The organism is Hydrogenophaga laconesensis (assembly GCF_031457235.1).
Lineage (GTDB): Bacteria > Pseudomonadota > Gammaproteobacteria > Burkholderiales > Burkholderiaceae_C > Hydrogenophaga > Hydrogenophaga laconesensis.
In genome coordinates this window covers 152558-179255 of sequence record NZ_JAVDWE010000010.1, presented here as the reverse complement: position 1 = coordinate 179255, position 26698 = coordinate 152558, and the positions used below count along the sequence as shown (strand labels likewise).

General features: G+C 62.9%; 32 protein-coding genes and 1 other RNA gene. 12 read left to right on the top strand and 21 right to left on the bottom strand.

Translation table 11 applies throughout. The annotated features are described in order from the left end of the window. Position 1 precedes the first annotated feature (1 nt). From J2X09_RS17885 to J2X09_RS17820, 14 genes are all read right to left on the bottom strand, one after another. Positions 2–466, bottom strand: a complete 465-nt coding sequence (locus J2X09_RS17885; protein WP_204732002.1) for a crossover junction endodeoxyribonuclease RuvC — start codon at positions 464–466, stop codon at positions 2–4. A 126-nt stretch (positions 467–592) separates the two neighbouring features. Next, positions 593–2884, bottom strand: coding sequence for a phage/plasmid primase, P4 family (locus J2X09_RS17880; protein WP_204732003.1), 2292 nt, complete (start codon positions 2882–2884; stop codon positions 593–595). After that, the gene (locus J2X09_RS17875) at positions 2881–3135 is read right to left on the bottom strand and encodes a hypothetical protein (RefSeq protein WP_204732004.1); all 255 of its coding nucleotides are present in this window, start codon (positions 3133–3135) and stop codon (positions 2881–2883) included. The genes J2X09_RS17880 and J2X09_RS17875 overlap by 4 nt, the downstream gene beginning before the upstream one ends. Then, a complete protein-coding gene (locus J2X09_RS17870; protein ID WP_204732005.1) occupies positions 3132–3869 on the bottom strand; it encodes a hypothetical protein in 738 nt (245 codons plus the stop codon). Before J2X09_RS17870 ends, J2X09_RS17875 begins: the two co-directional genes overlap by 4 nt. Further along, the gene (locus tag J2X09_RS17865; RefSeq protein ID WP_204732006.1) at positions 3866–4366 is read right to left on the bottom strand and encodes a DUF6511 domain-containing protein; all 501 of its coding nucleotides are present in this window, start codon (positions 4364–4366) and stop codon (positions 3866–3868) included. The genes J2X09_RS17870 and J2X09_RS17865 overlap by 4 nt, the downstream gene beginning before the upstream one ends. Before the next feature lie 9 nt (positions 4367–4375). Next, positions 4376–5008: a hypothetical protein gene (locus tag J2X09_RS17860; RefSeq protein ID WP_204732007.1), complete on the bottom strand. Its 633-nt coding sequence runs from the start codon at positions 5006–5008 to the stop codon at positions 4376–4378. Between the two features lie 5 nt (positions 5009–5013). Then, on the bottom strand, positions 5014–5853 hold the full coding sequence (locus J2X09_RS17855) for an ATP-binding protein (RefSeq protein WP_070527255.1): 840 nt from the start codon (positions 5851–5853) through the stop codon (positions 5014–5016). Then, positions 5853–6614 (bottom strand): BRO-N domain-containing protein, encoded by a 762-nt coding sequence (locus tag J2X09_RS17850; protein ID WP_204732008.1) that lies wholly within the window; start codon positions 6612–6614, stop codon positions 5853–5855. Before J2X09_RS17850 ends, J2X09_RS17855 begins: the two co-directional genes overlap by 1 nt. Positions 6615–6619: 5 nt before the next feature. Continuing rightward, positions 6620–7096 carry a hypothetical protein gene (locus tag J2X09_RS17845; protein WP_204732009.1) on the bottom strand — a complete coding sequence of 159 codons (477 nt, stop codon included), beginning with the start codon at positions 7094–7096 and terminating at the stop codon, positions 6620–6622. Positions 7097–7107: 11 nt separating this feature from the next. After that, entirely contained in the window at positions 7108–7371 is a 264-nt protein-coding gene (locus J2X09_RS17840) for a helix-turn-helix transcriptional regulator (protein ID WP_012479850.1), read from the bottom strand. Between the two features lie 85 nt (positions 7372–7456). After that, positions 7457–8386: a hypothetical protein gene (locus J2X09_RS17835; protein ID WP_204732010.1), complete on the bottom strand. Its 930-nt coding sequence runs from the start codon at positions 8384–8386 to the stop codon at positions 7457–7459. Positions 8387–8400: 14 nt separating this feature from the next. Then, positions 8401–9825, bottom strand: a complete 1425-nt coding sequence (locus tag J2X09_RS17830) for a hypothetical protein (RefSeq protein ID WP_204732011.1) — start codon at positions 9823–9825, stop codon at positions 8401–8403. 99 nt (positions 9826–9924) lie between these two features. Continuing rightward, positions 9925–10737, bottom strand: a complete 813-nt coding sequence (locus J2X09_RS17825) for a hypothetical protein (protein ID WP_204732012.1) — start codon at positions 10735–10737, stop codon at positions 9925–9927. Continuing rightward, a complete protein-coding gene (locus J2X09_RS17820; protein ID WP_204732013.1) occupies positions 10738–11016 on the bottom strand; it encodes a helix-turn-helix domain-containing protein in 279 nt (92 codons plus the stop codon). Between the two features lie 166 nt (positions 11017–11182). Here J2X09_RS17820 and J2X09_RS17815 point away from each other — a divergent pair, with 166 nt between their 5' ends. Genes J2X09_RS17815 through J2X09_RS17795 form a run of 5 tightly spaced genes read left to right on the top strand, consistent with a single transcriptional unit; the run spans position 11183 to position 14055 of the window. After that, complete coding sequence (locus tag J2X09_RS17815; RefSeq protein ID WP_204732014.1) at positions 11183–11374, top strand: hypothetical protein; 192 nt, start codon at positions 11183–11185, stop codon at positions 11372–11374. Next, positions 11374–11826 (top strand): DUF2924 domain-containing protein, encoded by a 453-nt coding sequence (locus J2X09_RS17810; RefSeq protein ID WP_204732015.1) that lies wholly within the window; start codon positions 11374–11376, stop codon positions 11824–11826. Before J2X09_RS17815 ends, J2X09_RS17810 begins: the two co-directional genes overlap by 1 nt. Further along, on the top strand, positions 11823–13211 hold the full coding sequence (locus J2X09_RS17805; RefSeq protein ID WP_204732016.1) for a recombinase family protein: 1389 nt from the start codon (positions 11823–11825) through the stop codon (positions 13209–13211). Before J2X09_RS17810 ends, J2X09_RS17805 begins: the two co-directional genes overlap by 4 nt. Further along, the gene (locus J2X09_RS17800) at positions 13211–13582 is read left to right on the top strand and encodes a site-specific recombinase resolvase (RefSeq protein WP_204732017.1); all 372 of its coding nucleotides are present in this window, start codon (positions 13211–13213) and stop codon (positions 13580–13582) included. Before J2X09_RS17805 ends, J2X09_RS17800 begins: the two co-directional genes overlap by 1 nt. Then, the gene (locus J2X09_RS17795) at positions 13579–14055 is read left to right on the top strand and encodes a ParB/RepB/Spo0J family partition protein (protein ID WP_204732018.1); all 477 of its coding nucleotides are present in this window, start codon (positions 13579–13581) and stop codon (positions 14053–14055) included. The genes J2X09_RS17800 and J2X09_RS17795 overlap by 4 nt, the downstream gene beginning before the upstream one ends. Here J2X09_RS17795 and J2X09_RS17790 read toward each other — a convergent pair whose 3' ends face one another. The 3 genes from J2X09_RS17790 to merT are packed head-to-tail and all read right to left on the bottom strand — an operon-like array spanning position 14056 to position 14939. Further along, on the bottom strand, positions 14056–14277 hold the full coding sequence (locus J2X09_RS17790) for a GDCCVxC domain-containing (seleno)protein (RefSeq protein ID WP_310308911.1): 222 nt from the start codon (positions 14275–14277) through the stop codon (positions 14056–14058). Then, complete coding sequence (merP, locus tag J2X09_RS17785) at positions 14274–14558, bottom strand: mercury resistance system periplasmic binding protein MerP (protein ID WP_204732019.1); 285 nt, start codon at positions 14556–14558, stop codon at positions 14274–14276. Before merP ends, J2X09_RS17790 begins: the two co-directional genes overlap by 4 nt. 12 nt (positions 14559–14570) lie before the next feature. After that, the gene (merT, locus tag J2X09_RS17780; RefSeq protein WP_204732020.1) at positions 14571–14939 is read right to left on the bottom strand and encodes a mercuric ion transporter MerT; all 369 of its coding nucleotides are present in this window, start codon (positions 14937–14939) and stop codon (positions 14571–14573) included. Between the two features lie 42 nt (positions 14940–14981). Here merT and merR point away from each other — a divergent pair, with 42 nt between their 5' ends. Together merR and J2X09_RS17770 are read left to right on the top strand one after the other, a co-directional pair. Further along, the gene (gene merR / locus J2X09_RS17775; RefSeq protein ID WP_204732021.1) at positions 14982–15389 is read left to right on the top strand and encodes a mercury resistance transcriptional regulator MerR; all 408 of its coding nucleotides are present in this window, start codon (positions 14982–14984) and stop codon (positions 15387–15389) included. Between the two features lie 2 nt (positions 15390–15391). Next, positions 15392–15727, top strand: coding sequence for a YnfA family protein (locus tag J2X09_RS17770; protein WP_204732022.1), 336 nt, complete (start codon positions 15392–15394; stop codon positions 15725–15727). A gap of 267 nt (positions 15728–15994) precedes the next feature. On the opposite strand, the gene ssrA is transcribed toward J2X09_RS17770, so the two are convergent. The 4 genes from ssrA to ompA all read right to left on the bottom strand — a co-directional run bounded on the left by ssrA (position 15995) and on the right by ompA (position 18483). Further along, positions 15995–16371, bottom strand: a transfer-messenger RNA (tmRNA) gene (ssrA, locus tag J2X09_RS17765). A 22-nt stretch (positions 16372–16393) separates the two neighbouring features. Continuing rightward, positions 16394–17050 (bottom strand): HAD-IA family hydrolase, encoded by a 657-nt coding sequence (locus tag J2X09_RS17760; protein ID WP_204732513.1) that lies wholly within the window; start codon positions 17048–17050, stop codon positions 16394–16396. Between the two features lie 8 nt (positions 17051–17058). Further along, entirely contained in the window at positions 17059–17766 is a 708-nt protein-coding gene (gene ubiG / locus J2X09_RS17755) for a bifunctional 2-polyprenyl-6-hydroxyphenol methylase/3-demethylubiquinol 3-O-methyltransferase UbiG (RefSeq protein ID WP_204732023.1), read from the bottom strand. Positions 17767–17835: 69 nt separating this feature from the next. Further along, positions 17836–18483: an outer membrane protein OmpA gene (gene ompA / locus J2X09_RS17750; RefSeq protein WP_204732024.1), complete on the bottom strand. Its 648-nt coding sequence runs from the start codon at positions 18481–18483 to the stop codon at positions 17836–17838. A 261-nt stretch (positions 18484–18744) separates the two neighbouring features. On the opposite strand from ompA, the gene gyrA reads away from it, so the two are divergent. The 5 genes from gyrA to J2X09_RS17725 are packed head-to-tail and all read left to right on the top strand — an operon-like array spanning position 18745 to position 26557. Then, positions 18745–21384 (top strand): DNA gyrase subunit A, encoded by a 2640-nt coding sequence (gene gyrA / locus J2X09_RS17745; RefSeq protein ID WP_204732025.1) that lies wholly within the window; start codon positions 18745–18747, stop codon positions 21382–21384. Next, on the top strand, positions 21384–22490 hold the full coding sequence (serC, locus tag J2X09_RS17740) for a 3-phosphoserine/phosphohydroxythreonine transaminase (protein ID WP_204732026.1): 1107 nt from the start codon (positions 21384–21386) through the stop codon (positions 22488–22490). The genes gyrA and serC overlap by 1 nt, the downstream gene beginning before the upstream one ends. Before the next feature lie 4 nt (positions 22491–22494). Continuing rightward, complete coding sequence (gene pheA, locus J2X09_RS17735; protein ID WP_204732027.1) at positions 22495–23592, top strand: prephenate dehydratase; 1098 nt, start codon at positions 22495–22497, stop codon at positions 23590–23592. Next, a complete protein-coding gene (locus tag J2X09_RS17730; protein ID WP_204732514.1) occupies positions 23592–24470 on the top strand; it encodes a prephenate dehydrogenase in 879 nt (292 codons plus the stop codon). Before pheA ends, J2X09_RS17730 begins: the two co-directional genes overlap by 1 nt. Positions 24471–24505: 35 nt before the next feature. After that, complete coding sequence (locus tag J2X09_RS17725) at positions 24506–26557, top strand: bifunctional 3-phosphoshikimate 1-carboxyvinyltransferase/cytidylate kinase (protein ID WP_204732028.1); 2052 nt, start codon at positions 24506–24508, stop codon at positions 26555–26557. The last annotated feature ends 141 nt before the right edge of the window (positions 26558–26698 follow it).

Genomic DNA, 26698 nt, shown 5'->3' with positions numbered 1-26698 from the left:
GTCACACCTCCTGCGTCTCGATGGCCCAGTGCAGCAAGGCCAGCGCGTCGGCTTCGTTGTCGTCGGCAGGAGAGTGCCCACGCTTACGGACGGACGCGATCATTCCGTCCTTGCCCGCATTGCCCTTGCCGGTCGCGTGCTTCTTGATCGTGCCGACCGGAACGCCTTGGTATGGAATGTTGTGATGCTCACACCACGCAGTCAGGTGCCCCATGAAACCGCCATAGGCGTGCGCCGCGTCCACGCCCGCGTGCCGTCGAACTTCCTCGAAGAACACAGCGTTGATGTGGTTGCTGGTCGAGAGCAGTTCGTTGAGCCAGCGCTTGAAACGAAGGAAGCGCATTCCGCCACCCTCGAATCTCTGCGGTTTGAAGTGCTCCGTGCCACTGGTGATGGTGCCGTCCAGGTGCTGCAGAGCCCACCCGGTGTGTGTGCCCAGATCAAGGGCCAGGATCGTTGTGTTCATCGTCGTGCTCCAGTTCGGGGGGCGAGTGACGGATGCGACGGGTTCTTGGGATAACAGCCTTTACGTGCGCGCACGCGTAGCGCGTCAATCAGGAAACCCGTCAAATCCGTCACTCGCCCGGATTGCTCAGTCATCTCGGTAGGGGAAGCCATGGCCGCTTTGTGGGTGATAGGGCTTGGGCCTGAGGGCGATGCCCGCGATGCCGCGTGCGCCCCCGGTCAGCCGACATTTCTCGAACTTGCGGGTCGCCATCAGTTCGGAGAAACGCTTGACCGAGCCCACGTACTCGCCTGCGCGCTCAGCCCATTCACGCCAGTCGGCAAACAGTTCGGAAACGCCTTCGCGGTGGGACTTGGCCAGCAGACAGCGCTCTTCGATCCACTGCCCGAGCGCGTCCTCTGCTTCGAAATACTCCTCGGTTGCCGACACCACGCTGGCGGGCGGCTTCAGACCCTGGCGTTGCCAAAGACTGCAGCCCTCGACTGCCCACGCCAGAATGCCGTCCCGTTCCTTGAGCAGTTTCTCGGTCAGCCCACCGTCGCGGCGTTCGGGAGGGATAGTCACCGTGAACGGAATCAGGTGCAGTCGCCGCTTCATCGCCTCGTCGACGTTACGGATCGAGGGCTTGTGGTTGCCCGCGATCACCAACTTGAACTGCGGCACGTACTCGAAGAAGTCCTGGCGCATGAAGCGCGCAGACACCTTGTCGCCACCGGTGATGGCCTTGACCTTGGACTCGTTCCAGCGCCGACCCTGCTCGGTTTCGATGGATGACACGAAGCGTGCGCCACGCAACCCGGCGAGATCGGTCGGGTGCCGGTCGGTGCGCGCCTCCATGAACGTGTCCATCGGTGCGTTGGCCGCGTAGTCGCCCAAGATGGTGGTCAGCACGTTGACGAACACCGACTTGCCGTTCGCGCCAGTGCCGTACAGAAAGAACAGCGCGTGCTCGCTGGTCACGCCCGTCAGGCAGTAGCCGACCATCAGTTGCAGGTAGGCCATCAGCTCGGCATCACCGCCAGTGACGTCGGCCAGGAATGTGCGCCACGTCGGGCTGTCGCCCTGCGGCGTGGCGGTGGCCACCTTGGTCATCCGGTCGTTGCGCCGGTGTGGGCGCATCCGGCCCGTGCGCAGGTCGACCACGCCGCCCGGGGTGTTGAGTGCCCAGACATCGGCATCCCATTCCTCGGCGGTGGATGCGTGCTTCGGATCGGAGCGCGCGATCTTCTCGACCGAGGAGATCGTGGCCGAGCTGGCCAACTTGCCCTTGAGCCGAGGGCTGTCCGCTTTGAGCGATGCCATCCGGCAGATGCCGCGCGCGAGGTGAGACACGTAGAGCACCTGATCGGGATTCCAGCGCACGCCCGTCCAGACCAGCCACTTGCCCCACAACGCGCAGTAGCGCCAGTCCTCACCGTAGCGGCGCGTGAAGGTCGAGGACAGACCGTCTTCCGTCGTCCAGTCGACACCAGTCAGAAGATCTGGCGGCGGCGTCTCTTCGACCGAGCGCATCACCGGCATCCGTTCGCCGACGGCGAGAAAGCCGCCCACGTCGAAGCTCTCGGGGATGGCATCGGCTGCGTCCCAGCCATCCGGCTTGTCGTCGGGCGGCACCAGGATGGCGACCGTGGTCGCGCCTGCGTTCAGGATCGCCTGCGATGCACGGTCGGCGTAATCCCAGCCCGGCGCATCCCGGTCGGGCCAGATCAGCACCGACTTTCCCGCCAGCGGTGACCAGTCGGTCTTGTCGACTGGGGCATTTGCACCGTGCATTGCCGTGGTCGCCTCCACGCCGATGGCGATCAAGGCCTGCGCGCACTTTTCGCCCTCGACCAACACGACGTGGCCAGCAGCGACCAGCCCCGGCTGGTTGTACAGCGGGCGCGGATCGGGTGGAGCCATCTTGCGCCGCTTGGCATCCCACGGCCGGAATTCCTTCTTGCGGCCCGGAGGGTCATAGCGATAGACGACCGCGATCAACTTGCCCGTGGCATCGAAATAGTCCCACTTGGCCGTGGCCGGGCCGAGATCGTCGACCGGGACTTCCATCTTGGCTTTGCGCACCGGCACCGACCGAGCGCGACCGAGCAGATCGGCAGCCTCGTCGAGCACACGGGGAAAGTCGGTGTGGATGTTGGCCCCGAGATAGGCCGCAATCAGCGCGAAGATATCGCCGCCGTCGCCCGTGGCGCGATCCGTCCACAGACCCGCTTTCTCGCCTTCGAGCACGACCTCGAGGCTGTCACCCGGGCTGCCGAGAATGTCGCCAATGAGGAACTTGCCCCGGCGCTTCTTGCCTGCCGGAAACATCGTGGTCAGCACCGAGTCCAGACGTGCGATCAGTTCGGCGCGGATCTCGTCGCGCTGAAATTCCCGGTCGTGCTCCGCAGTTTGAGAGGTGTCGTTGAAGTCGATCATTCGGCCCCCTCGACAGGTGCGTCCACATCCTGAGCATCACGGCCTTGGACGGCAGTGCTGCGCGTGGCCCACGCTGAGAGTTCAGACAAGCGGTAGCGCACCAGACCTCCCATCAAGTAGTGCGGAATCCGGTACTTGCTGCGCATGGCGTGGTCGGCGAACCAGTAGTACGGCAGGCGCAGTGCGGCGGCGGCCTGCTTGGCGTCGATCATCGGTTCGATGGCATTCGCCAGAGTGTTGGTTTCGGTCATGCTGGTGTCCTCCAGCAGCGGTCTTGCCACGCGCACATCCGGCATTCGAAATGGGTCGGGTCATTGAAGGCGCGCGGCAGGAGTTCTCCCGCCTCGGTCGCCGTGATGACCTTCACCGCCCGATCCGACATGCGCTGGGCGAGAGCTGCGTCAAAGGGCACGGCCTCGGTGTGGATCTCCATCGTGTCGGCGTTGAGCGCCGTGAAGATCGCCGGGTGCTCGTGCAGTTCGAGATAGGCTTGGTAGATCGCCACTTGCGCGGCGTAGACGGGCTTGGCCACGGCGAGTCGGTTTTTCTCCAGCTCGCGCCAGGACTTCATGCCCAGACACTTGTTCTCCCAGAGTGCGGGATAGGCGAAGCCCTCCGGGCCATCGACGATGACGCCGTCGATGTGGCCCTGCAGGCGACCATCAGCCACCGAGAAACCAAACTGCTCGCCGTCGGCCTTGCGGGTGCGCAGGTCGAAGCCCGCGTCCCGCAGCCACGCGACCATGCAATCCTCCATGACATGGCCGCGCTCGAAGATGCGCAGCATCCGACCCGGGGTATCACGCCCGTGGTCGACGGGTGCCTTGGCGTACTCGAACTGCAGCGCGCGCTCACAGGCCACGCCGAGGCGCGAGGCCCCGAGGTACTGGCGTTCGGACTGGCGGGCGCGGGCCTGCTGCATGCCCGTGTCCACCAAGCTGGTGACCTGACCCGAGATGCTCGATGAGGAGTTGAAGTCGATCATGGCTTCTTCCCCTTCGGTTCATCCCAAGGCAGGTCGTCCTCCAGATCGGCGAACGGGTTGGCAGCACTCGCGGTCATGGTATCGGGCATGGGCGTCATGCCGCGCACTGGCGGGTACTTGCTCTCCTCGTGGTGCTCGATCATTGCTTCGGTGTAGCAAGTGACGATGGCGTCGATGACCTGCAGCGCCTCGGCTTCGGAGTAGTCACCCAGCGGTTTTGTAAAGCCGATCTCGCCCGCTGCCTCGCCGAAGGCCTTGAGGCACTGCTTCATCGCGGCCAGTTCGACATCAGATGGATCGATCATGGCGACCTCCTTGATGCCGGTGCTGCCTTCCTTGACTCGCAGCCAGTTGCCGTACAGCGCGTGAAACGCGTTCTGGCAACGCTGCGAGCAAAACACCCAGTCGATGGGATAGCGCCGGGGATTGCCGACACCGTGACGGTTGTCGGTGTGGCCGAATCCCCGGGCCTGTCGTTTGCAGACCCAGCATTTCATCGGCCTCCCTCACTGCGCCCACGACGGTTTGCCCGTCACGGGTGCGCGTTGCGGAGCCGGTGCCTGATACGAGGGGGCCGCTGCCTGCGCCGGAGCGCCGGAAGTACCACCGCCCGTGATCTTGGGCGGCACGCCCATCAACTTGGCGTAGTCGGGGTGATCGGGTTCGACCGCGATCTTGACCACGTTGCGATCCTGACCCTTACCGTCTTTCTCGATGTCCACGCGGGCGAGGAATTCCAAGCCATCCAGTTCGTGGAAGCCTTGGATGCGACGCGCGGCGGTGGCCTGCCGGCTGTTGTCTTGCGGGGAGACGTTGCGGGCGCTGTTGAGTGCGGCGCGGATAAAGCTGCGCCCCATTTGACCCCAGGTCGGACCCTTCTGGGAGTGCAGGCCGATGTTGCTCCACATCTTGCGTTTGGCATGATCGCCAGCGGTGACCACGAATTCGGCGGCGAGATAGATGGAGCCGGTGTCAAAGGACTCTGTAGCGTAGCCGCCACCCCAGCCTTGCGACGGGTCGTCATAACCACCGGGCTTGATGGTCATGCGCACCGGGACGGCGGTGCCCTTGGGGATCAGCTCGAAGCCGGACTGCTGTGATTCGGCGTCGTTGAAGTCATTCCAGTTGTTGGTGGTCATGGCGATTACTCCTGAGATTCGATGTGTGCGGCGGCGCTGGCGGGCGTGGTGGATGTACCCGCGCACTTGGCGATCAGCGCGCCGAGATGCGGCGGCTCCAGCAGGTCGAGACGACCGCTGCGGTCTTTGGCCGGGAAGCCGTAGGGGTTGACGGTGTGCGTGATGAAGGCTCGGTAAGAACTGCCGTCGTCGGCCTTGATCTCGGCCAGCGTCACGACCTCATCGACGATGCCGGGCAGCTCCAGACTGGTCTTGCTGCCTTCGATCTGTGGCACGAACACCTTGCGGTTGTAGTCATCAAGCCGTTCGTCGAGGATGGCGACGAACACCACGTTCTTGCCCCGGGCGTGCTGCAAGTGGGTCAGTGCGCCGATCATTTCCTGGCCGAGCAGGCCATAGGCGGCGCGCAGATCCGGCTTGCCGGAGCGGTCGCTGGTGGCACCGGGCTGCGTCTTGCACCACGCGAAGCACTGCCGGGACAGCTGCGTGATCGAGTCGAGAAAGAAGGTCTGATAGCGGTCGAGCTGCGTCGGGTCGCCGAATTTCTCGATGACGTGGTCGTAGTGCGCCTGAGAGAACGCACTCTCCGGCGGCAGCGACTTGTCCGGGCCCGCAAGGAACACGAAGAAGTCGCGGCTTTCTGGCCACGATGCCGGACGGATGGTGTCGCCCGGCCAGTCGGCCACGGCGAGATCGCCCGCCTCGATGTCGAGGAACAGCGTGGTGGCTGGATCGAGATCCTTGAGACGGGTGGTCTTGCCGATGCCGGATTTGCCCAGCATGAGCAGCTTCACACCCTTGCGTTCAGCAAGGCGCTGTTGAGCAGAGATGATCGGGAGGGACATCACGCCACCTCCTTCAACTGCTCGGCGACGGCGGGATTCCATAGGATCTGGTAGCCGCTGTGGCCATTGCGCGAGTACGGCATGGCCTCGGCCCACGCTTCACCGGCCTCGGTCAGTTCCCATTCATCGCGGTCGTTGCGGAACTGCAGGCCAGCCGCTGCCAGCATCTGGTTCGTGGCCTTGGCCGAACGGTTCAGCAGCTTGCCGAGTTGGGTGGGATTGAGCGCGCAGATGGGCTCATTGGCCGACGGCAGCGCGCGGCGCAGTACCTCGGTAGTGATGCCCGTGTTCTCCTGAATGCAGGTCAGGGTTGCTGCTGCCGCGATGCCAGGCTTCACACCCGGCACCTTCGCCACGGCCTCGCCGATCAGCAGAATCGCGGATACGCGGTCGTGAGTCGGTGTTGGCAAAGCTGCCAGCGCACTGGGGGCAGCGTAGCTGCCGGTCTTGCGGATCGCAGGCAAGACCTCGCTGGTGACCCAACGCTTGAAACGCTTGGCGGCATCCTTGGTACTGCCGAGGATCAGGGCGTAGAGGCCCGACTCGTTGACATGGTTGGCGCGCTGCGTGCGTCCGAGGTTGTCGATGACCTCCAATTTCTGGAGGTCATCGCCATCGACGTGGGATTTGATCGCCTGAGACGGATTGCCCATCTCCAACGCATCGCAGACGTCGCTGGCGTTGAACCACGGCAGGCCAGCACTATCGACCTGGACGCGCACTGCGTGCGCTTCGAACTGGAAGGGAATGATTGCACTCATGGCCATTACTCCGAATCGAGGGAAAGGGTGAAAGACGGCTTGCCGGAATCCACGGTGCGAGCGGCGGCGAACTGCTGTTGCAGTGCCGGAGGCCAGTTCGTGAAGCGGGATTCGGAGACGGACAACTTGATGTCGAGGTAGCCCTCGACCTTCTCGCCCGAAGTCACAATGCGCTCGGCGATTTCGGCCAGTTGCTGCTGGTTCCAGCTGACTTTCTTGGGCAGCTCGAACTTCAGGTGCAGCAGGCCATCGCTGATGTGTGCGGTGCCGAAGTCACGGCCGGATTCGCGCAGCGCGGTGCGGGCCTGCTCGCCGTAGCACTGATCCAGCGCCGCATCGAACTTGGTGCGGGCCTTCTTGAGCCAGTCGATGGCCGCGTCGAGGTTCTTGTCGATCTCTGCTTTCTGCTCGGGCGGCAGTGCAGCCAGTTGGCTGACGGACATTTCTGCGATGTCGGCGGGGAAGATGGTCAGATCGTTCATGGCCATCCTCCTCACTGGTACGCACGAGTGAAGCTGGAGTAACGCGAGACGCGTCGCTCGAAGGCTTCGATTTCGTGCAGGAGGTAGGTGACCCGGCGGCCGAGCTTGCAGTAGATCGGGCCGAGCTGTTCCTGACGCCAGCGGCGCAGGGTCTTGACGGAGAGCCCCCAGCGGATGGCGAGCTCGTTTTCGTCGAGGGCGATGCACACGGCACCGCCGGGGTTGGGCCGGAATGAATCCCGGCCGGTTTGGGTTGCTGGAACTTGAGTTTGCATTTCGATGTGCCTCCTAGATGAAATGGGCACATCGAAGTCTCCGCACGGGTTTATGGCCCGTGTCTGGTTCGATTTATGGGCGGATTTATGGGTTGCGTCGTATCCGGTATTTGCCGCGCTTGACCAGGTCGATGACGTCCTCGCGCTCGGCCTTGCTACCGAAGGCATCGTCGAAGGACTGATAGCCTGTGTTGGCGATCCTGTTGACCTCGACCCAGGACACCTCAGGTGCGGCCTTCCCGTCGGCACTCCACATCTGTTTGACGATCTTGGCCCGTTCCGCCGAAAGCTCGCGCGATTCGGGGAAGTGCGGCAACTTCAGTCGATTGCCCTGGAAGAACTCCACTGGCTCCGGCGCACCACTGGGTGTCACATAGCCGTGCAGCACCCTGTCGAATGCGCTCGCGTCGAAAACGTCCTGCCCGCCGTCCACGCGAACGAACTCGTCGAGCGCCCGGATCACATGGTCACGCGGCAACACGGAATGCGTTCGGCATGCCTGTAAAACCACGCCACTGCGTGGCCACACCGAGTCGGCCAGAACGGAAGATGTATCGTCGGCTGGTGCATGTGCCCACGCCCGCCCGACAAACACCGGAGCAAAATCATGTGTCCCGGCGACGCGCAAGTCGCCCAGATGCCAGAGATGATTCGGCGTACGACACGGACGACTGGCGCGCCGCCGATCCTCGATGTCGATCAGTAATGCCAGATCGGCCAGCCATGGTTCGATCTGGATACCGCACAGCGCGATCTCGCTCAGCGGCTGCACGACAGTGCGACCATTCAGCGGACTGCGATAGCGATAGCAACCCGCATCCGGATCGGCCTCGATTTCGACCTCGCATTCGGAGTCGAGGAATGGGGCCATCACATGCGTGAGATGCCCCTCGTCGGTGACCCAGCCCCGTTGCAGGAACTGAGACCATTCACGTCCGAGCGCGGTGGCCAGCACTGGGGTATTCAGGCTCGGCAGCTTGTCGATGGCTGCGAAGAAGCGCAGATAGAGTGACATCGTCGGCTTCTCTCTCAGAATTCGCTCAGTACGCCGATGCGGATCAGTTGCTCCAGCACGCGTTTGCGGTCGTCCTCCGTTTTGCTCTTGTCATTCAGACCGTTGGGGGCGGTGATCTGGACGGCGACGTTGTGTGCCTTGCGGTGAGGCTGCTTGGCCATGCGCATCACCAGCTTCACCTGCACCAGCGCGTACTGGCTCAGATCCTCGGCGCTGTAATCCTCATAGGCGACCTGATAGATGTTGCGGCCGTCGCGCCGGTCGCGGGAGATCTCCATCTTGCTCGCCAGTTGCCGGGCAACGGGTTTTCCACCCAGTTCTAGCTGCTGCTCAAAGGGCTTGGCCACCTTGATCTGCAGGATAGAGATGCTTTCGATATCGGCGATGCGATCATGTTCCAGCCGTTTGAGCATTGCAGAGGTTGAGAACCCGAACAAATCGAACTGGCGAATCGGCATGTCATCAATCGTGCCTTCATGCGCCAGCACCACATCACGGAAGATGGTGGCAAGTTCGCGCCGCGCTTCTCGGTTTTCGCAGAACACGGTCAGCGCCCCGGTGGCCGGTTCCCAGGAAAAGCGCGCCGACATGGCTGCAGGCTCCTCGTGATCGACCACTTGGCCATCTTCCACCTGCCGGTAATGCGCGGTGGAACCATTGAAGGTGGCGCACAGGGTATGCAGCTGTGTCAGAGATTCGCCGTCTGCATCGGCGTCCTCGTCATGCTGTGCATGTGACAGGCCGTGCCGCACAAATTGCTCGATCAGGATTTGTTCTTTCGGCACATGTGGGAACAGCTCGGCAATCCGTGTGCGCAGCGTTTCCTGGACGTCGTCGACTTTCTGCGGTTCCACGCCTTTGGGGCCAAGGTAGTGGCTGGAGAAGTGGTCGCTTTTCCACTGGCGGTGCATCACCTGTTCATGCTCGGCCTGATCGAACCGGGCTTCGCGGCGAACACCGGCTTCGGGGAATTCCTGCTGGATGCACAGGTGAAGTGCGCGGCTGTGACGATCGCTGGGCGCTTCGAGCACGGCAGCGTCATCTTCGCGCCGCTCGTCGAGCACCGACTGAACTGCCTGCGCGCCGTAGTCATCGCCGAGCAGCAGCACCCGCTCGACGACATCCTCGAGGCGCTGGCGGATGGCAGCATCCAGCTTAGCCACGCAATGGAAGAACGCCTGACGGGATTCGACCGGCAATTTGCCCTTGGCGGCATCAGCCAATGCCTGCAGTTCCGGCAGTGCATCGCCACTGGCCCGTTCGAGCAGGCGCACCACCAGCGCCGGATGCTTTACCTTGCGCAGCAGATCGATGAAATGTTCCATTCCGGGCAGGATGGCGGGGCCGTCATCCGACCGCTGCTCGCGCACGCGTTTCGAGGATAGTTGCTGATTGACCACTTTCTCCTGCTGAGCGGTGGTGGTGTGACCGGTAGGCATAGGCAAGCTCCTTCAACAAAGTGCGCGATTGCGCGAGCAGTTAACTGCGAGGCTCAAAAAATGCCGACGCAAGGTCGGCGTGGCGGGGTGGAGGAATGATCAGCGCAAGACGGCCTCCTGTCGGATCAAGCCATAGCGTTGCAGGCGCACCTGCACAAAACGTGGATTGACGCCAAAGCGCATCGCGAGGGCTTTCTCCAGGAATTCCATATCGACCACGTCGGTGGCGGTGAGATGCAGACTGATGCCGGGGATCTCCGGATCAAGTGAAGGGCCACGGTGGAGGCTGACGTTGTATTCCGGGGCGAGCTCCGCTGCGGCGGCACTCAAAAGTTGGCGTGGCACCAGCAGCGAACCCATGAATTCATTGGCGCGCAGTTCTGCGAAATGAACGTCCGAGGCCAGGGCGGCCTTGCCGGTAGTCGGTGACTTCGCCAAATGTTCGCTGTCGGGCGTCGTGGTGCGGTAGGCGCGCTGCCCACATGGTTCAAAGGCATCGAACAGCCCTGGCCCTTTGCTGCCATCCATGATCCAGCCCGGCGCATCGAATACCGCATGGCCCAGTTCGTGGGCCAGGGTGCTGAGAGCCAGCAGTTCGCTGAGTTTTTCGCCAATGGGTGAGACGCACACCATTGCGGTGTCCGGGACACCGGGGTCGTACTCGCAAATACCGAAGACGTGGTTGCCTTGCTCGTCATGCACCTCGCTCTCGGTACTGACTTCGAGTGAGAAGTCGATGCCGTTGATCTTCAGGCGGTCGATCTGGCGCAGCATGTCGAAGGCAATGGCATCAACACCGCTCGCCACCAGTTGTTGGCGAGCCTGCGCGGCGAGGCCTTCGATTTCAACGTGCTTGATGAATTTGGGGCGCTTGCGGTCGCAATGCCGGTAGTCGAGGGTCAAAACCGGCATTCACTTCTTCTCCGTTGCTTCCCGGCGGTACATCCGCACAACGTTACCCACATCCTCGCGCATGTCGGGCGGCAGACGGCTGGCCTCAACGAATGCGTCGTCCGGATCGATACCCAGAATCTCAGCCGCCTTGCGTATCAGTTCATCCTTGGGCGGTTTTTCCATATCGCGCTCGATGCGTGACCAGTAGGCAGGCGAAATCTCGAGCTGACGCGCGAACTCGTTCATCTGGATGTTCTTCTCTTCGCGCTGTTTGCGAATGAAGGCTCCGAAAGGCATTGGTGTTTCCTAATTGCGTGATTGGTTAATGGAGTGATCGTACTGCTCCACCTTAATTTCGTCAACTGTTTAGTTAACGCGAAACCGGTTCGATTGCCCGGAATTGCCATCCGCTTTGGAAGATCAGGCTCACTATTCCTGACAGTTGCAATTCCTCGGAGCTGTCATGAACAACATCAAACTTGCATCTCCCTCGGAGATGAGCGCCAGCGCCCGTGCTGGTGAAATTACCGCCATCCTTGCGGCCGTCATCGTTCGCACACTTGTTGGAAACGAGCCAAAACAGAGAGAAGTTGACCTTGGCTTCCTGCCCGACCAGCGCGTTCATACAACCCCCTATCAACAGGAGAAGTTGTGATGAACGAGAAACAAGCATCCGTCGCTGCTCGGATCGCGGAGCTGTCCAGCCTGCCCATCGCCGAGCTGTGGCCGGTGTGGGATCGGTATTTCAGCAGCCGCCCCATCAACCCCAACCGTGCCTTCATCGAGTCGCGCATCGCCTACAAGATGCAGGAGGAGGCATTCGGCGGTCTGTCGAACAACACCCGCCAGCGGCTGGAAGCCATCGGTGCCAAGCATTCCAAGATCAAACTGCGGGCGCGGCCACGCGACATCAACTTCGCGCCCGGCACTGTCCTGCTGCGCGAATGGGGTGAGCGTGAGCACAAGGTGGTGGTCACCGCCGATGGCCTGTTCGAGTACGAGGGCAGCACCTTCAAGAGCCTGACGGCCGTGGCCCGGCAGATCACCGGCACGCACTGGTCGGGGCCGCTGTTCTTCGGCCTGAGCGGCAAGGGAGGTGCGCAATGAGCGACGCCAGCCAGATTGCCTCTCCCAAAGCGCGCAAACGCTGCGCGGTCTACTGCCGGGTGTCGTCGGATGAGCGCCTCGATCAGGAATTCAACTCCATCGATGCGCAGAAGGAGGCTGGCCACGCTTACGTCGCCAGCCAGCGCGCTGAGGGTTGGATTCCGGTGGCCGACGACTACGACGACCCCGGTTTCTCCGGCGGCAACACGGATCGGCCCGGGCTGAAACGCCTGATGGCGGACATCGAGCGCGGCCAGATCGACATCGTGGTGGTCTACAAAATCGACCGCCTGACGCGCAGCTTGGCCGACTTCTCCAAGATGGTCGAGGTGTTCGAACGCCACGGCGTGTCCTTTGTGTCGGTCACACAGCAGTTCAACACCACTACCTCAATGGGGCGGCTGATGCTGAACGTGCTGCTGTCTTTCGCCCAGTTCGAACGCGAGGTCACCGGCGAGCGCATCCGCGACAAGATTGCGGCGGCCAAGCGCAAAGGCATGTGGATGGGCGGAGTGCCCACCTTGGGATACGACGTCGAGAACCGCCTGCTGGTCATCAATGAAACCGAGGCAGCGGTGGTGCGGCGTATTTTCGAGGAAATGCTCACCATAGGTTCACCGACAAAGATCGCCGCCAACCTGACCGCCGAAGGCATCACCACCAAGGCGTGGACAACGCAGGATGGCCAGATTCGCAAGGGTGCTCAGATCGATAAGAAATATCTGCACAAAATCCTGCGCAACCGCATCTTCCTCGGCGAAATCTCCCACAAGGGTAAATGGTTCCCCGGCGTCCATGCTGCCATCATTGATCCTGGCCTGTGGGGCCGAGTCCACGAGGTGCTGGCCAAGGATTCACATGGGCGCGCGGTGGAAACCAAAATCCGCTCGCGTACCGATGCCTTGCTGCGCGGCCTACTGTACGCGCCGTCGGGCGAACGGATGTACCCGACCTACTCGCGCAAGAACGGGCGCAAGTATCACTACTACGTGTCCAAATCGGAAAACCGCTTCGGCGCACCGGGCAAGAATTACGAGCGCCTGCCAGCGCCGGAGATCGAGGGCGCAGTGGTGGCCCAGATCCGCACGGTGCTGACCAGCCCGGAGTCGGTCGCATCGGTGGTGCGGCATATCCAACGCAACGGTGCCCAGATCGACGAGGCCGCCACGGTAATGGCGATGGGGCGGCTCAACAACGTGTGGGATCAGTTATTCCCGGTCGAGCGCCATCGCATCGCCAATCTGATGATCGAACGCATCGACCTCATCCACGCGGGTGAGGTTCAAGGGATCAAAGTGAAGTGGCGCGAGATCGGTTGGAATGCGCTGATCGAGGAGTTCGCCCCTGACAGCATCGGTGCCGAGCTGCTCGAGGTGGAAGCCTGATGGACGATTCGATGGAAACCTTCGTGCCCCTGACGTTTCGTCGTCGGGGTGTCCAGCGCGTGGTCACCGACGAGCGCAGTGTCCACGACGTCACGCTGATCGACGGACTGGCCCGCGCCTTTTACTGGCAACACCTGTTGGACACCGGGGCAATGCAAAGCGGTGCCGCCATCGCCCGTGCCGAAAAACTGCACCACTCGGTGGTCAACGAACTGCTGCGCCTGACCCTGCTGGCACCCGACATCATCGAACAGTTCCTGGTGGGCAAACAGCCACGGCGGCTGACATTGATGTGGTTCCAACGAAACCGCCTGATGGTCGATTGGCACGCACAGCGCCAGCTCATGGCCAGCTTCGAGGAGGACGTATGAGCAAAAAACACCGTGGCCAGGTAAAGGGCGACCCGGTGACGTACCAGACGCCGTTGCCCGCTGGCGGCGTGCAGATGGAAACCTTCCTGCCTTGGACGCTGGTGCGCCGGGGTCTGAAGAAGCAGGTCATCACGCCATTGGATGCGCCACAGGAATTTCTGGACGAGGCTCGCCGCGAGCAGCAGGTACGGGAATTGGCGCAAGACACTCCCTTGATACGGGCGCTCGGCCTCGCGCACCACTGGCAGCGCTTGCTGGACGAAGGACGGTTCACGTCGATCACCGAGATCGCCGAGGCCGAAGGACTCGATCTCGGTCGTGCCAGCCGGATTGCCCGATTGGCACAGTTGGCACCGGCCATCGTTGAAGCCTGCGCGACCGGCACATCTTCGGGCGTGACGCTGGAAAGCGTCAGCCGTCGTGCCATTCCCCAGCGCTGGGACGAGCAGCACGAGCGCCTGCGGATTGCGTGATCACCCTCCGCAGCAACTACCTCTGCCGCGCTCCTGAATCGGTGGGCACGGCACCGTGCCATAGGAGCAATACACGCAGCAGTCTCCAGCTTTGGGCTTGAGCACCGCGTGGCACTGTTCGCACTCGTAGAACCACTGGCAGGCGTCCGTTGGCATCGTCTCGGTCTTGGTGTGGCCGCACTCGGGGCAGGTCAGCGTCGATTCCAGCATCACCGCAGTCACTTGGTGCTCCCCACCACGGTCGAGGGGTAACCAGCGTCCTTGGTGGCGCGCATGAGGGCCTCGACGTTGGTCTTCGCATCATCGAATGTCACCTTGGCTTCGCGGTTGTCCAGATTCACGTCGGTCTTGCTGACGCCCGATACCTTGGTCAGCGCCTTCTTGACCGTGATCGGGCAGGTGGCGCAGTTCATACCGGGCACGGACAAGGTGACGGTTTGGGTCGCCGCCCACAGGGGCGCGGCGAAGGCGGTGAATGCGGCCAATGCAACGAGCTTCTTCATGGCAATCTCCTTTCAGTAGAACCAGGGCGCGATCAGCGGGAAGCCGAGCGCGACAATCACCAGCACCACCACGATCCAGAACAGCAGCTTGTAGCTGCGGTTGACGGGCGGCAGCGCACAGACCTGCCCGGGAGCGCAGGCGGCAGCTGGTCGCCAGATGCGGCGGTAGGCGAAGAAAAGCGCCGCCATCGCCGCGCCGATGAACAGGGGCTGGTAGGGTTCGAGCAGCGTCAGGTTGCTGATCCACGCCCCGGAAACGCCGAGCGTGATCAGCACCAAGGGGCCGAGGCAGCAGGTGGAGGCCAGGATGGCGGCTAGGCCGCCGGTCAGTAGCGCACCACGCCCACCGCTGCGGCCATCGGTTGGAGAATCTGTTTTCATAGGGTAAGCTTACTTCCGTACTTAAGTACGGAGTCAAGCGCCATGAATGAACCACCCGAAACCCTGACCATCGGCGTCCTGGCCGATGCCGCCGGGGTCAATGTCGAGACGATCCGCTTCTATCAACGCAAAGGCTTGATGCAGGAGCCCGACCGGCCCCTGGGTGGCATCCGTCGCTACGGTGAGCCGGATCTGGCGCGCGTGCGCTTCATCAAATCGGCCCAGCGCCTGGGATTCAGCCTGGACGAGGTCGGGGACTTGCTAAGGCTTGAGGATGGATCGCACTGCACCGAGGCCCGCGCGCAGGCCGAGCGCAAACTGGCCGATGTGCGCGACCGCTTGGCCGACCTGCGCCGCATCGAAGTCGTGCTGCAGGATCTGGTGCAGCGCTGCTGTGCCGCCCACGGCGAAGTGCGCTGTCCGATGATCCAGGCTCTGCAGGAGGCATGACGATGGAACTGTTGAAAGTCGCCATCCTGTTTGCCGTCACGGCGGTCGCTGAAATCGTCGGCTGCTACTTGCCCTGGCTCGTCCTCAAGCAGGACAAGCCCGCGTGGCTGCTGATACCGGCCGCCTTGTCGCTCGGGCTGTTTGCGTGGCTGTTGACGCTGCACCCGACTGCGGCGGGGCGAACCTACGCGGCCTACGGAGGGATGTACATCGCCGTAGCGCTGGTCTGGCTGCACTTCGTTGATGGCGTGGCCCTGACCCGCTGGGACGTTGCGGGAGCCAGCATCGCCTTGGCCGGTATGGCGGTCATCGCGCTGCAACCGGCGACGGGTGCGTGACGCCCCCGCCTTTCTCCGTTCTCGGTCGCCTGCGCCATGCAGACGAAAAACGCAACTGCTGACCCTCAAACCCGCGAAACCAGCGGATTTCGGCACTTGCACGCTCAAGAGGGCAGCAGAGAACAGAGAGAGAAAAACGGCGGAATGCACGCCAAAAACCGCAAACTCGGGATGGGCGTGCTCAAGAGGCCAAGGCGTGAAACCGCGCCAACACTGGCGTTGCGGGCAAAAAAAATCCCAACCGATAAGGGTTGGGATTTTGGGTATTGGTGGAGCTGGGGGGATTTGAACCCCCGTCCGCAAGCCTTCTTCGAGCAGTTCTACATGTGTAGCCGTCTGTTTTGAGTCTCGCCGCCCAGGTCGCGCAGTGGCACGCTACAGGGGAAGCCAGCACCCTTGGATCTCACGCCGCGTCAAGGTGCCCGACGCAGCGCCAGCCGATGTGAATTACCTCGCAGCCGGGAGGTCTTGCGACCCCCTTGCCCAGCCCATCGGCCTGCTGTTGCGAGGCTCACCGGTGTTTAAGCGGCGAGTGCGAAACGTTCGTCGTTTGCAGTTAGGTTTTTTCTGCGGATTAACGAGGTGACAGAACCTCGACATGCCCTGCTGCGCGTCCGAACCCACGTCGAAACCAGTGCAGCCCCAGGAGAGTGAATTTTAAGGCAGTTATAGAAGTTTCAAGAGTTCCAGAGGCGCAGAAACTTCCGCATCCGCCTGCCAGCTCGAGACGTCGGCCCCGGCACCCAGATAGCCATACCTTGCAGCCACTGTCTGCATGCCTGCGGCCTTGCCGGCAAGAATGTCGCGCTCATCATCACCCACATAGATGCACTGGCCTGGCAGCAGGCTGAGCCTGCGCGCAGCTTCCAGCAGGGGCTCGGGATGCGGCTTGGAATGGGGCGTGGTGTCTCCACTGATCAGGACAGACGCCGCATGGAAGAGTGCCATGGATCTCGCCAGTGGAACACTGAACCGCTCGGCCTTGTTCGTCACGACACCCCACTGCAAGCCCAGCGAAACCAGACGAGACAGCAGATCCGGCACGCCATCGAAGGGCAACGTCCGTTCGGTCATGCATGCCTCGTAGGCGCGAAAGAATTCCTCTTTCAACGCAGGATAGTCCACATGATCGGGCGTGATGTCGAACGCGACACGCAGCATCCCGCGCGCGCCAGACCCAGCGTGCGGTCGGTACAAATCCAGGGGCAACGAAGGCAGGCCACGTCGCACCCGCATGCCGTCTGCGGCGGACCCGAGATCCGAGGCGCTGTCGATCAGGGTTCCGTCCAGATCGAACAACACGGCCCGCACGCCGTGGAACACGCGTACGCTCATGGTTTGCGCGTGGCAAACAGGTAGTTCACGCTCGTATCGTCGCTCAACCAGTAGCGTCCCGTCAAAGGGTTGTATTCCATGCCTCGCGTCTGCAGCAGATCCAGTCCCGCAACCCTGCAGTGTCCGGCCAGCTCGCTGGGGCGGATGAATTTGGCGTATTCGTGTGTTCCCCTGGGCAGCAACTGGAGCACATACTCAGCTCCCAGTACCGCAAACAGAAATGCCTTGGCGTTGCGGTTCAAGGTGGAGAAGAACACCCAGCCACCAGGCTTGACGAGCGTCGAGCATGAACGAACGATGGAACCGGGGTCGGGCACGTGCTCAAGCATCTCCATGCAGGTGACCACATCGAACTCACCGGGATGCTCCAGCGCCATCGCTTCCGCGCTGATTTCCTGGTAGCTGACATCGCTGGTCCCCGCCTCCAGCGCGTGCAACTGGGCCACCTTCAGAGCCTTCACCGACAGATCGATGCCCGTCACCCGGGCGCCCTTGCGCGCCATGGAGTCGGCCAGGATTCCCCCGCCACACCCAATGTCCAGTACATTCTTGCCGGCCAATCCGGCCAGACCGTCAATCCAACCCAGACGCAGCGGATTGATCTGATGCAAGGGACGAAATTCGCTGTCCGGGTCCCACCAGCGATGCGCGAGATCGGAAAACTTGGCCAGTTCGGCCGGATCGGCATTGACGTTCGGATTCATGCGTTGATTATCGCCAGCCCAATAAAAAACCGCGCCGAAGCGCGGTTTTCCTGATCAGAACCGAATCAATCAGTTCTTGCGGGTGCCGACCACTTCGACTTCCACGCGACGGTTCTTGGCGCGGCCTTCGCGGGTGGCGTTGTCGGCCACCGGCTGGGTCAGGCCCTTGCCTTCGGTGTAGATACGGTTGCTTTCGATGCCCTTGCTCACCAGATAGGCCTTCACGGCTTCAGCACGGCGGTTGGACAGCGCCTGGTTGTAGCTGGCAGCACCGGTGGAGTCGGTGTGGCCCACAGCGATGACGACTTCCAGAGCGATGCCGGACACCTTGCCAGCCAGATCGTCCAGCTTGGCCTTGCCTTCGGGCTTGAGAACAGCCTTGTCGAAGTCGAAGAAGGCGTCAGCGGCGTAGGTCACTTTGGAAGCGACGGGAGCCGGTGCGGGAGCGGGTGCCGGTGCGGGAGCAGGTGCAGCGGCGGGAGCGGGAGCAGGTGCGGGGGCCGGAGCCGGGGCGGCCACCGGAACGATCGCGCCGTCGCAGCCTTGAGCAGCGGTGGCCGGGGTCCAGTTGGCATCGCGCCAGCAGAGTTCATTCGTGCCGTTTTTCCAGACCAGTTCGCTGGTGCCATTGCGCCAGTTGTCGATGGTTTGGGCGCCGGCGGCGGTTGCCATGGCGGCGGTTGCCAACAGCATTGCCACTTTGTTAAGTTTTTTCATGGTTTTCCTCTATATAGGCCGCAGACAGACTGCGTAACAAGAACGACGCTTCAAGTGACCACCACTAAAAACGCTGGAATTTATTGTGCCACAAGCGCGCAATGCCAGACGGGCCGGCCAATGCGGTGGTGTCACCCGGTACAACCCACCCGGCCATTCGTTGTGGATGTACAACAAATTAACCAAAGTGGTGTAGGAGAACACGCCGCTTAAAATCTTGGGTTGCCTTAAGGCTCATTCACGCATCACATCACCTCGCTCATGACACAGTTCGCCAAAGAGACCCTGCCCATCAGTCTTGAAGAGGAAATGAGGCGCAGCTACCTCGACTACGCCATGAGCGTGATCGTGGGCCGCGCCCTGCCCGATGCCCGGGACGGTCTCAAACCTGTGCATCGCCGGGTGCTGTTCGCCATGCACGAGCTGAACAATGACTGGAACCGCCCGTACAAGAAATCGGCCCGCATCGTGGGCGACGTCATCGGTAAATACCACCCGCACGGCGACAGTGCCGTGTACGACACCATCGTCCGCATGGCGCAGGACTTCTCGCTGCGCCACATGCTGGTGGACGGCCAGGGCAACTTCGGATCGGTCGACGGCGACAACGCGGCGGCCATGCGCTACACCGAAATCCGCCTGTCGAAGATCGCCCACGAGATGCTGGCAGACATCGACAAGGAAACCATCGATTTCCAGCCGAACTATGACGGCAGTGAAAAGGAACCTACCGTTCTCCCCAGCAAGTTGCCCAACCTGCTGGTCAACGGTTCTGCCGGCATCGCGGTCGGCATGGCCACGAACATTCCACCCCACAACCTCAACGAGGTGGTGGACGCCTGCCTTCACCTTCTGAAGAGTCCTGAGGCCACCATCGATGAGTTGATGGAGATCATCCCGGCCCCCGACTTCCCCACCGCCGGCATCATCTACGGCATCCAGGGCGTGAAGGATGGCTATCGGACCGGGCGTGGCCGTGTGGTGATGCGCGCCAAGTGCCACTTCGAAGACATCGACCGCGGCCAGCGCCAGGCCATCATCGTGGATGAGCTGCCTTACCAGGTCAACAAGAAGACGCTGCAGGAACGCATCGCCGAACTGGTGCATGAGAAGAAGATCGAAGGCATCAGCCACATCCAGGATGAGTCGGACAAATCCGGCATGCGCCTGGTGATCGAACTCAAGCGGGGCGAAGTGCCTGAAGTGGTGCTCAACAACCTGTACAAGCAGACGCAGCTGCAGGACACCTTCGGTATCAATATGGTGGCGCTGGTCGACGGCCAACCGCGCCTGTGCAACCTGAAAGACCTGATCCAGGTGTTCCTGGAGCACCGCCGCGAGGTCGTGACCCGGCGCACGGTATTCAACCTGCGCAAGGCCCGCGAGCGTGGCCATGTGCTGGAAGGCCTGGCTGTCGCCCTGGCCAACATCGACGACTTCATCCGCATCATTCGGGAGTCGCCCACCCCGCCGGTAGCCAAGGCCGAACTGATGGCGCGCCCCTGGGACAGCCAGTTGGTGCGCGAAATGCTCACCCGCACCCGCGCCGATGGCGGCGTGATCAATGCCGACGACTACCGGCCCGATGGCCTGGAGAGAGAGTTCGGCATGGGTGGCGACGGCCTGTACCGCCTCTCGGAGACCCAGGCCCAGGAAATCCTCCAGATGCGCCTGCAGCGCCTGACTGGCCTCGAGCAGGACAAGATCGTGGCCGAATACAAGGAGGTCATGGGCGAGATCGACGACCTGCTCGACATCCTGGCCAAGCCCGAACGCGTCTCCACGATCATCGGCGAAGAGCTGATCGTGGTGAAGCAGGAGTTCGGCCAGACCAAGCTGGGCGCGCGCCGCAGCCTGATCGAACACAACGCACAGGACCTCGCGACCGAGGACCTGATCACGCCGACCGACATGGTCGTCACGCTCAGCCACAACGGCTACATCAAGAGCCAGCCGCTGTCGGAGTACCGCTCGCAGAAGCGCGGCGGGCGCGGCAAGCAGGCGACGGCCACAAAGGAAGACGACTGGATCGACCAGCTCTTCATCGCCAACACGCACGACTACATCCTGTGCTTCTCTAACCGGGGGCGCCTGTACTGGCTCAAGGTCTGGGAAGTGCCCGCGGGTTCGCGCGGTTCGCGTGGCCGCCCCATCGTCAACATGTTCCCGCTGCAGGAAGGCGAAAAGATCAACGTCGTGCTGCCTTTGACGGGCGAAATGCGCAGCTTCCCATCCGACCGCTATGTCTTCATGGCCACGTCCATGGGCACGGTCAAGAAGACAGCGCTGGACGAGTTCAGCAACCCACGCAAGGCCGGCATCATCGCGGTGGATCTCGACGAAGGTGACTTCCTCATCGGCGCCGCGCTCACGGATGGCCAGCATGACGTGATGCTCTTCAGCGACGGCGGCAAAGCCGTGCGTTTCGACGAGAACGACGTCCGGCCCATGGGCCGCAATGCGCGCGGCGTGCGCGGCATGATGATCGAAGACACACAAAGCGTGATCGCGATGCTGGTGGCCGAGGACGAAGAACAGAGCGTTCTCACCGCCACCATCAACGGCTACGGCAAGCGAACGCCCATTGCCGAGTACACGCGCCATGGACGCGGCACCAAGGGCATGATTGCGATCCAGCAAAGTGAACGCAATGGCAAGGTGGTTGCCGCCACGCTGGTGCACAAGGATGACGAGATCATGCTCATCACCGACAAGGGCGTGCTGGTGCGCACCCGCGTGTCGGAGATTCGCGAGATGGGTCGCGCCACGCAGGGCGTGACGCTCATCGCACTGGATGAAGGCGCTGAACTCTCGGGCCTGCAGCGCATTGTGGAGAACGACGCCAACGTGCCGGAACTCGGCGACGCAGGCGAAGCAGACGACACGGGCACCGAGCCGTGATGGCGCGCCCCTACAACTTCTCCGCCGGCCCGGCAGCCATGCCAGCGGAAGTGCTGCAGCAGGCCGCATCGGAAATGCTTGATTGGCACGGCAGCGGCATGAGCGTCATGGAGATGAGCCACCGCGGACAAGAGTTCGGTGCAATCCTCAAGTCCACCGAAGCAGACCTGCGTGAGTTGCTCGCGGTGCCGGAAAATTTTCGCATCCTGTTCATGCAGGGTGGCGGCCTGGGTGAAAACGCCATCGTGCCTCTCAACCTGTCTCGTGGGGAAACCGTTGACTTCGTCGTCACCGGCAGCTGGAGCAAGAAGTCGCTCAAGGAGGCCCGCCGCTATTGCACGGCCCGCGTGGCCGCGAGCAATGAGGCCGATCATCACACCCATCTGCCGGCACCAGCCACCTGGCAACTCAGCCGGGATGCGCGTTACGTGCATCTGTGCAGCAACGAAACCATCAACGGCGTGGAAGTTCATGAGCTGCCGGACCTGAAGGCCCTTGGCGCCGACGCACCGCTGGTCATCGACTTCTCGTCCCATGTGGCATCGCGCACCGTGGACTGGTCGCGCGTGGGCCTGGCCTTTGGCGGTGCGCAGAAGAACCTCGGGCCGGCGGGTCTCACCCTTGTGGTGGTGCGCGAAGACCTGCTCGGTCACGCGCTGCAGATCTGCCCCTCTGCGTTCGACTACAAGACCGTGGCCGACAACCACTCGATGTACAACACGCCGCCTACATATGCCATCTACATGGCCGGGCTCACCTTCCAATGGCTCAAGCGCCAGACCGAAGGAGCGCTGCGTGGCGTGGCGGCGATGGAAGCGCGCAACGTCGCCAAGGCCGATCTGTTGTACGGCTGTATCGACGAGTCGGCCTTCTACAGCAACCAAGTTGCGAAAGACTGCCGCTCGCGCATGAATGTGCCTTTCTTCCTGCGCGACGAGTCCCGCAACGAAGCGTTCCTGGCCGGAGCGAAGGCAGCAGGCCTTCTGCAACTCAAGGGGCACAAGTCCGTGGGCGGCATGCGCGCAAGCATCTACAACGCCATGCCCATTGAAGGCGTGCAGGCTCTGGTGGCCTACATGCGTGAGTTTGAAAAAACACAGGCCTGAACCGATGACCCTTCCCTCACAGTCCGAAGCCCTGGGCGCGTTGCGCGTCCAGATCGACGCACTGGACCAGCAACTGCTGAGCCTGCTCAACGAACGCGCCCGCGTCGCTGAGAAAGTGGGCGACATCAAGCGCGCTGAAGGCTCCCCGTTCTTCCGGCCGGATCGGGTTGCGCAAGTCATCGAGAAGATCCAGGGTGCCAATCAGGGCCCTTTGCTGAATCAGCATGTCGCCTCGATCTGGCGCGAGATCATGTCCGCGTGCCTGGCATTGGAAGCGCCCCAGCGTGTTGCCGTGCTCGGCCCCCAGGGGACGTTCTGCGAACAGGCCGCCATCGAGTTCTTCGGCGGTGCTGCCAACCTGATCTACTGCGCCAACTTCGACGAAGTCTTCCACGCCACCGCGGCCGGCACAGCCCAGTTCGGTGTCGTCGGCATGGAGAACTCCACCGAGGGCGTAGTGGCCCGCTCGCTGGACCTTTTCCTGCGTTCGCCCGTGCATGTGGTGGGTGAAGTGAGCCTGCTGATCCGGCACAACCTGCTGCGCCAGGTCAATCACCTCGAAGGCGTCGAAGTGGTCATGGCGCATCCGCAGGCGCTGGCCCAATGCCAGAACTGGCTCACTCAGCACCTGCCGAACGCGGAACGACGTGCGGTGTCGAGCAACGCAGAAGGCGCTCGGTTGGCGGCAGAGAATCCGGCCTGGGCCGGTCTGGCGAGCGAACGGGCGGCCGCCCAGTTCGGACTGCATATCGTGGCGCACGCCATCCAGGACGAGGCCTACAACCGCACGCGCTTTGCCGTGATCACATTGCCGCAGACCCTGGCCATGCCCCCGGCTTCTGGCCGCGACTGCACCAGCCTGGTGGTGTCCGTACCGAACCGGCCTGGTGCCGTGCACGACCTGCTCGTGCCGCTCAAGAACAACGGCGTGTCGATGACACGCTTCGAATCGCGCCCGGCCAAGTCGGGCCAGTGGGAGTACTACTTCTACATCGATCTCGCCGGTCATCCGTCTCAACCGCATGTGGCCGCCGCACTGCAGGAACTCCAGGGTCTGTGTGCCTTCTACAAGGTGCTGGGCGCGTATCCGGTGAACGAATGATGTTTGAACAACTGGGATTGATCGGCTGCGGAATGATGGGTGGCTCGTTCGCGCTGGCGCTCAAGCGCGCGGGCCTGGTCAAGCGCGTCGTGGGCTACAGCAAGTCGCCCTCCACCACCGAACGCGCGCGGCAGCTTGGTGTGATCGACGTCGAAGCCCCCTCGGCCCTGCTGGCTGTATCCGGCGCCGACCTCGTGCTGCTGGCCGTGCCGGTCTCTGCCACCGAAGCCACTTTCAAGGCGATCCGCCATCTCGTGCGCAGCAATGTGCTGATCATGGATGTCGGCTCCACCAAGCGCGAGGTGATCGATGCGGCACGCCGCGTGTTGAAGGATCAGGTCGGCGTGTTCGTTCCGGCCCACCCCATCGCGGGCAAGGAGGTCGCCGGCGTCGAACATGCCGACGCGGACTTGTACCAGGGCCGCCAGGTCATCCTCACCCCGATCGAACGCACGCTGACCACACAGCTCGACAAGGCTGCCCAGCTCTGGACCGCCCTGGGCTGCCATGTCAAACAGATGTCGCCAGAAGCGCACGATGCGGCGTATGCCGCCGTGAGCCACCTCCCTCACATGGTGGCCTTCGCCTTGATGAACGCCATCCATGGCCAGAGTGAGGCACAGGATTTTCTCTCACTGGCAGGCCCGGGTTTTCGCGACTTCACGCGCATCGCCGCCAGCGATCCTGCGGTATGGCGCGACATCCTCATGTCCAACCGCGAGGAACTGCTGGCGCAGTCGCGCCACTTCCAGCGCGCGCTTCATGCACTGGAAACGGCCATCAACGCCGGCAATCCGGATGCGCTGGAAGCCCTGATCGAACAGGCCAGCAGCGCGCGCTCGCGTTGGCGCATGACCGCCGTCAAGCCCCGCAGCTGAGCGCCGCGGCGGGCGACGCTCAACCTCTTTCGCGCATGTTTGCCATCCCCCACCTCGATATCCCGCCGCTGGCCAGTGCCGGTGGCACGATCCGGCTACCCGGCTCCAAGAGCATTTCCAACCGCGTGCTGCTGCTCGCCGCACTCAGCGTGGGGCACACGGACATCACCGATCTGCTCGACTCCGACGACACCCGTGTGATGCTGAAAGCCCTTGCCGAACTCGGCTGCCGCATCGAGCCGCAAGCCGATGGCGCACTGCGCATCCACGGCGTGGGCGGAGCGCTACCCGTGCAACGCGCGAAGCTGTTCCTTGGCAACGCGGGCACGGCCATGCGGCCCCTCACCGCCTCGCTCGCCCTGCTGGCCACCCGACATGGGGGTGAATTCGAGCTCAGTGGTATTCCGCGCATGCACGAGCGGCCCATCGGCGATCTCGTCGACGCCCTGCGCCAGCTCGGCTGCCCCGTCACCTGCCTGGCCAACGAGGGCTATCCACCCCTGCGACTCGGAGACGGGCAACCCCATGCGCTGCAACTGGAGCAACCCATCCGCGTGCGCGGAGATGTCTCCAGCCAGTTCCTGACGGCGCTGCTGCTCGCCCTGCCGCTCGTGGCACAGGAGAGCGACGTCGCCATCGAGGTCGTTGGCGAACTCATCTCACGCCCCTACATCGAGATCACGCTCAACCTGCTTGAGCGCTTTGGCGTCAACGTGCGACGCGACGGCTGGGAGCGGTTCACCATTTCCGCGGGCAGCCGCTACGCGTCACCGGGGCGCATTGCGGTCGAAGGCGACGCCTCTTCCGCGAGCTACTTCATCGCGCTGGGCGCGCTTGCGCCCGCCACCCCAGGCACCGATGGCATCACCATCGAAGGCGTGGGTCTGTCGTCGATCCAGGGCGACATCCGTTTCGTCGAAGCCGCGCGCCTCATGGGTGCGAACATTGCGGGTGAGGCGAACCGCCTGCACATCCGGCGCGGCACCTGGCCGCTCAAGGCGATCGATCTGGATTGCAACCACATCCCCGATGCGGCGATGACGCTCGCGGTGATGGCGCTCTACGCCGACGGAACGACGACACTGAGCAACATCGCCAGCTGGCGCGTCAAGGAAACCGACCGCATCGCGGCCATGGCCACGGAAGCCCGCAAGCTCGGCGCCAGCGTGGAAGAAGGTGCGGACTACATCCGCATCACGCCGCCGGCCCGCCCCCAGGACTGGCGCGCCGCCTCCATCCACACCTACGACGACCACCGCGTCGCGATGTGCTTCTCGCTGGCCGCCTTCAATCCGGCGCACCTCCCCGTGCGCATCGAAGACCCGAAGTGCGTCGCCAAGACCTTCCCGGACTACTTCGAGACGTTGTTCCAGGTGTGCGCCACACCCATCGAGAACATCCCAGTGATCTGCGTCGACGGCCCCACCGCCTCGGGCAAGGGCACACTGTCGGCTGAGGTCGCGGAGCAGCTGGGCTACCACCTGCTGGACTCCGGGGTGCTGTACCGTCTGGTGGGTCTCGCGGCCGAGCAGGCGGGCCTGTCCACGGCGGAACCCGACTTGAAAGACCCTGCGCATGCCCGTCGCCTGGGCGAACTGGCCGCCGGACTCCGCGTGCGCTTCGAAGGCCAGAAAACCCTGTTCGAGGGGCGCGACGTCACCGACGACCTGCGGACCGAAAGCGCCGGGATGGCCGCCTCCCGAGTCTCTTCTGTGGCCGAGGTGCGGCAGGCTCTGCTGGGCCTTCAGCATGCCTTTCGCCAGCTGCCAGGCCTGGTGGCCGACGGGCGCGACATGGGCACCGTGATCTTCCCTGACGCGCGGATGAAGGTGTTCCTCACCGCCAGCGCCGAACAACGCGCCGTACGGCGCCATAAGCAGTTGATTTCAAAGGGAATTGCTGCTAATATCGACGGTCTTTTGGCGGATTTGAAGGCGCGCGACCTGAGGGACATATCCCGCACGCACGCACCTCTCAAGGCCGCCGAGGATGCCTTGCAACTGGACAATTCCGGCATGGACATCGAGCAATCGGTGCAGCAGGTTCTTGACTGGTGGCAGGGCAGGACAGCGTTCTCAGGCAGCTGAGCACGCTCTTGTTGGCCCCGACGGCACAGCCGGGCGTTCCCTGCCCGCAGGCCCGAGGGTTCTTTTCACTTAACCCCGCGGTGTCACGCACCGCAATGTCAACGCCGCCCATCCGTCGATCCCTGCGCCCACCCGGCTCTG

What these genes read in the sequence shown, in the direction of transcription:
- J2X09_RS17795 (WP_204732018.1), top strand. Translation starts at nt 13,579, where the DNA reads ATGAGCAAAAAACACCGTGGCCAGGTAAAGGGCGACCCGGTGACGTAC.
- J2X09_RS17830 (WP_204732011.1), bottom strand. Translation starts at nt 9,825, where the DNA reads ATGCCTACCGGTCACACCACCACCGCTCAGCAGGAGAAAGTGGTCAAT.
- merP (WP_204732019.1), bottom strand. Translation starts at nt 14,558, where the DNA reads ATGAAGAAGCTCGTTGCATTGGCCGCATTCACCGCCTTCGCCGCGCCC.
- ompA (WP_204732024.1), bottom strand. Translation starts at nt 18,483, where the DNA reads ATGAAAAAACTTAACAAAGTGGCAATGCTGTTGGCAACCGCCGCCATG.
- J2X09_RS17825 (WP_204732012.1), bottom strand. Translation starts at nt 10,737, where the DNA reads ATGCCGGTTTTGACCCTCGACTACCGGCATTGCGACCGCAAGCGCCCC.
- J2X09_RS17845 (WP_204732009.1), bottom strand. Translation starts at nt 7,096, where the DNA reads ATGAACGATCTGACCATCTTCCCCGCCGACATCGCAGAAATGTCCGTC.
- pheA (WP_204732027.1), top strand. Translation starts at nt 22,495, where the DNA reads ATGACCCTTCCCTCACAGTCCGAAGCCCTGGGCGCGTTGCGCGTCCAG.
- merT (WP_204732020.1), bottom strand. Translation starts at nt 14,939, where the DNA reads ATGAAAACAGATTCTCCAACCGATGGCCGCAGCGGTGGGCGTGGTGCG.
- J2X09_RS17850 (WP_204732008.1), bottom strand. Translation starts at nt 6,614, where the DNA reads ATGAGTGCAATCATTCCCTTCCAGTTCGAAGCGCACGCAGTGCGCGTC.
- J2X09_RS17770 (WP_204732022.1), top strand. Translation starts at nt 15,392, where the DNA reads ATGGAACTGTTGAAAGTCGCCATCCTGTTTGCCGTCACGGCGGTCGCT.
- J2X09_RS17860 (WP_204732007.1), bottom strand. Translation starts at nt 5,008, where the DNA reads ATGACCACCAACAACTGGAATGACTTCAACGACGCCGAATCACAGCAG.
- J2X09_RS17815 (WP_204732014.1), top strand. Translation starts at nt 11,183, where the DNA reads ATGAACAACATCAAACTTGCATCTCCCTCGGAGATGAGCGCCAGCGCC.
- J2X09_RS17880 (WP_204732003.1), bottom strand. Translation starts at nt 2,884, where the DNA reads ATGATCGACTTCAACGACACCTCTCAAACTGCGGAGCACGACCGGGAA.
- J2X09_RS17885 (WP_204732002.1), bottom strand. Translation starts at nt 466, where the DNA reads ATGAACACAACGATCCTGGCCCTTGATCTGGGCACACACACCGGGTGG.
- gyrA (WP_204732025.1), top strand. Translation starts at nt 18,745, where the DNA reads ATGACACAGTTCGCCAAAGAGACCCTGCCCATCAGTCTTGAAGAGGAA.
- J2X09_RS17840 (WP_012479850.1), bottom strand. Translation starts at nt 7,371, where the DNA reads ATGCAAACTCAAGTTCCAGCAACCCAAACCGGCCGGGATTCATTCCGG.
- serC (WP_204732026.1), top strand. Translation starts at nt 21,384, where the DNA reads ATGGCGCGCCCCTACAACTTCTCCGCCGGCCCGGCAGCCATGCCAGCG.
- J2X09_RS17875 (WP_204732004.1), bottom strand. Translation starts at nt 3,135, where the DNA reads ATGACCGAAACCAACACTCTGGCGAATGCCATCGAACCGATGATCGAC.
- J2X09_RS17805 (WP_204732016.1), top strand. Translation starts at nt 11,823, where the DNA reads ATGAGCGACGCCAGCCAGATTGCCTCTCCCAAAGCGCGCAAACGCTGC.
- J2X09_RS17865 (WP_204732006.1), bottom strand. Translation starts at nt 4,366, where the DNA reads ATGAAATGCTGGGTCTGCAAACGACAGGCCCGGGGATTCGGCCACACC.
- J2X09_RS17870 (WP_204732005.1), bottom strand. Translation starts at nt 3,869, where the DNA reads ATGATCGACTTCAACTCCTCATCGAGCATCTCGGGTCAGGTCACCAGC.
- J2X09_RS17800 (WP_204732017.1), top strand. Translation starts at nt 13,211, where the DNA reads ATGGACGATTCGATGGAAACCTTCGTGCCCCTGACGTTTCGTCGTCGG.
- J2X09_RS17730 (WP_204732514.1), top strand. Translation starts at nt 23,592, where the DNA reads ATGTTTGAACAACTGGGATTGATCGGCTGCGGAATGATGGGTGGCTCG.
- J2X09_RS17820 (WP_204732013.1), bottom strand. Translation starts at nt 11,016, where the DNA reads ATGCCTTTCGGAGCCTTCATTCGCAAACAGCGCGAAGAGAAGAACATC.
- merR (WP_204732021.1), top strand. Translation starts at nt 14,982, where the DNA reads ATGAATGAACCACCCGAAACCCTGACCATCGGCGTCCTGGCCGATGCC.
- J2X09_RS17855 (WP_070527255.1), bottom strand. Translation starts at nt 5,853, where the DNA reads ATGTCCCTCCCGATCATCTCTGCTCAACAGCGCCTTGCTGAACGCAAG.
- J2X09_RS17810 (WP_204732015.1), top strand. Translation starts at nt 11,374, where the DNA reads ATGAACGAGAAACAAGCATCCGTCGCTGCTCGGATCGCGGAGCTGTCC.
- J2X09_RS17835 (WP_204732010.1), bottom strand. Translation starts at nt 8,386, where the DNA reads ATGTCACTCTATCTGCGCTTCTTCGCAGCCATCGACAAGCTGCCGAGC.
- J2X09_RS17725 (WP_204732028.1), top strand. Translation starts at nt 24,506, where the DNA reads ATGTTTGCCATCCCCCACCTCGATATCCCGCCGCTGGCCAGTGCCGGT.
- ubiG (WP_204732023.1), bottom strand. Translation starts at nt 17,766, where the DNA reads ATGAATCCGAACGTCAATGCCGATCCGGCCGAACTGGCCAAGTTTTCC.